The organism is Streptomyces sp. NPDC050732 (assembly GCF_040654255.1).
Classification (GTDB): Bacteria; Actinomycetota; Actinomycetes; order Streptomycetales; family Streptomycetaceae; genus Streptomyces.
In genome coordinates this window covers 1-2,780 of record NZ_JBFAHP010000082.1, presented here as the reverse complement: position 1 = coordinate 2,780, position 2,780 = coordinate 1, and the positions used below count along the sequence as shown (strand labels likewise).

The following is a 2,780-nucleotide window of genomic DNA, read 5'->3' as shown; positions in this document are numbered from 1 at the left end:
GTGACGAGAGCGAAGTCGCCGTCCCCCGGGAACGTCGCCGCCTCGACGGTCCCGATCGGCGCGCCGTCCTGCTCCTCCGACCACTGCTGGGCGGCCCCGGCCGGGGCGGTGCCCGGGCCCTTCGGGCCGGCCCGCCCTGGGCCCCACAGCCGGCAAGGCGGCTGGCCGGCCCGTGCCCGCAGGGCGGTGCCCGCCCCCGTGCGCGAGCCCGTCCCGGGCCCCGCCCCGGCAAGGCCGGTGCCCGGCCCCCCCGCGCCCCCTCTTCTGCGAGCCCCACCCCCGCCCCACCCCTCGTCTTCCGCGAGGTGCCCCCCTTCTTCTGCCGCCGCGTTCCCCCGGCGCCGACCCGACATCGCCGCCGCCCCCGACACCGACCGTCCCCGACGCCGACCCGACCCCAGCGCCGCCCCCAGCTTCAAGGAGTGCCTTTCCGTGCGTATCGCCGTGACCGGATCGATAGCGACCGACCACCTGATGGTCTTTCCCGGACGCTTCGCCGAGCAGCTGATCAAGGAACAGCTGGAGCGGGTCTCCCTGTCCTTCCTCGCCGACCGGCTCGAGGTGCGCCGAGGCGGCGTCGCCGCCAACATCGCCTTCGGGCTGGGCCTGCTGAACCTGGACCCCCTCCTGATCGGCGCGGCGGGACGCGACTTCGCCGAGTACGACACCTGGCTGCGCGAACACGGCGTGGACACCTCCGCCGTCCAGGTCAGCGACACCCTGCACACCGCCCGCTTCGTGTGCACCACCGACCAGGACCAGAACCAGATCGCCACCTTCTACGCCGGCGCCATGGCCGAGGCCGCCCACATCGACCTGGCCGCCGTCACCGAGCGCACCGGGCGGCCCCTGCTCGTCCTGATCGGCGCCGACGACCCCGCCGCCATGCTGCGCCATACCGCCACCGCCCACCGCCTTGACATCCCGGTGGCCGCCGACCCCTCCCAGCAACTGGCCCGCCTGGACCGCGAGCAGGCCCGCCGGCTCGTCGACGGCGCCCGCTGGCTGTTCACCAACGAATACGAGGCCGCCCTGCTGATGGAGCGCACCGGCTGGAGCGAGACAGACCTCCTGGAGCGGGTCGGCACCTGGATCACCACCCTGGGCGCCGGCGGCGTCTCGCTGGCCCGCGCCGGCTGCCCCAAACTGCCCGTGCCCGCCGTCCCCGCCGACACGATCGCCGACCCCACCGGCGCCGGCGACGCCTTCCGCTCCGGCTTTTTGGCCGGCACCGCCTGGAACCTGCCCCACGAACGCGCCGCCCAGCTCGGCTGCGCCCTGGCCACCACCGTCCTGGAATCGGTCGGCACCCAGGAGTACAAGCTCATCCCGGCCGACCTGACCGCCCGCATCGAGCAGACCTACGGCCCCGGCGCGGCCCGCGTCCTGGAGGCGCAGATCGCGAGGACCGCATGAACAGCACCCAGCAACAGCGCGCCGACGCCCTGCGCCAGGCCCTGGCCACCCGCGTGGTGGTGGCCGACGGCGCGATGGGCACCATGCTCCAGGCCCAGGACCCCACCCTGGACGACTTCCAGCAGCTCGAAGGCTGCAACGAAGTCCTGAACGTCACCCGCCCCGACATCGTGCGCTGCGTGCACCAGGAGTACTTCGCGGCCGGCGTGGACTGCGTGGAGACCAACACCTTCGGCGCCAACCAGGCGGCCCTGGGCGAGTACGACATCGCCCACCGCATCCGCGAACTCTCCCAGGCCGGCGCCCGCATCGCCCGCGAGGTCGCCGACGAGTTCACCGCCTCCACCGGACAGCAGCGCTGGGTGCTCGGCTCGATCGGCCCCGGCACCAAACTGCCCACCCTGGGCCACACCGACTTCACCACCCTGCGCGACGGCTTCCAGGCCAACGCCGAAGGACTCATCGCCGGCGGCGCCGACGCGCTCCTGGTGGAGACCACCCAGGACCTGCTGCAGACCAAGGCCTCGGTGCTCGGTGCCCGCCGCGCCCTGAGCGCCGCCGGCCTCGACCTGCCCCTGGTGTGCTCCCTGGCCTTCGAGACGACCGGCACCATGCTGCTCGGCTCGGAGATCGGCGCCGCGCTGACCGCCCTGGAACCGCTGGGCATCGACATGATCGGCCTGAACTGCTCGACCGGCCCGGCCGAGATGACCGAACACCTGCGCTACCTCGCCCGCCACTCCCGCATCCCGCTGCTGTGCATGCCCAACGCCGGCCTGCCGGTGCTGACCAAGGACGGCGCGCACTTCCCCCTGGACCCGGCCGGACTGGCCGACGCGCAGGAGAGTTTCGTGCGCGAGTACGGCCTGTCCCTGGTGGGCGGCTGCTGCGGCACCACCCCCGAACACCTGCGTCAGGTGGTGGAGCGGGTGCGCGGTGTCGAGGCGCCGGCGCGTGATCCGCGTCCGGAGCCGGGTGCCGCCTCGCTCTACCAGACGGTGCCGTTCCGTCAGGACACCGCCTATATGGCGATCGGGGAGCGCACGAACGCGAACGGGTCGAAGAAGTTCCGGGAGGCGATGCTGGAGGGCCGCTGGGACGACTGTGTGGAGATGGCCCGCGAGCAGATCCGCGAGGGCGCGCACATGCTCGACCTATGTGTCGACTATGTGGGCCGGGACGGGGTGGCCGACATGGCCGAGCTGGCCGGCCGCTTCGCGACCGCCTCCACGCTGCCCATCGTGCTGGACTCCACCGAACTGCCCGTTTTGCAGGCGGGGTTGGAGAAGCTGGGCGGGCGGGCGGTCATCAACTCCGTCAACTACGAGGACGGGGACGGCCCCGAGTCGCGGTTCGCGAAGGTG

The 2,780-nt window shown here is 73.1% G+C and carries 2 protein-coding genes; both read left to right on the top strand.

Features of this window, described 5'->3' with window-relative positions:
* Positions 1-432: 432 nt before the first annotated feature.
* Positions 433-1,416: a carbohydrate kinase family protein gene (locus tag AB0H82_RS36340; protein WP_362999820.1), complete on the top strand. Its 984-nt coding sequence runs from the start codon at positions 433-435 to the stop codon at positions 1,414-1,416.
* On the top strand, positions 1,413-2,780 hold a 1,368-nt coding region (locus tag AB0H82_RS36335), incomplete at its 3' end, for a homocysteine S-methyltransferase family protein (RefSeq protein ID WP_362999819.1). The genes AB0H82_RS36340 and AB0H82_RS36335, both read left to right, overlap by 4 nt.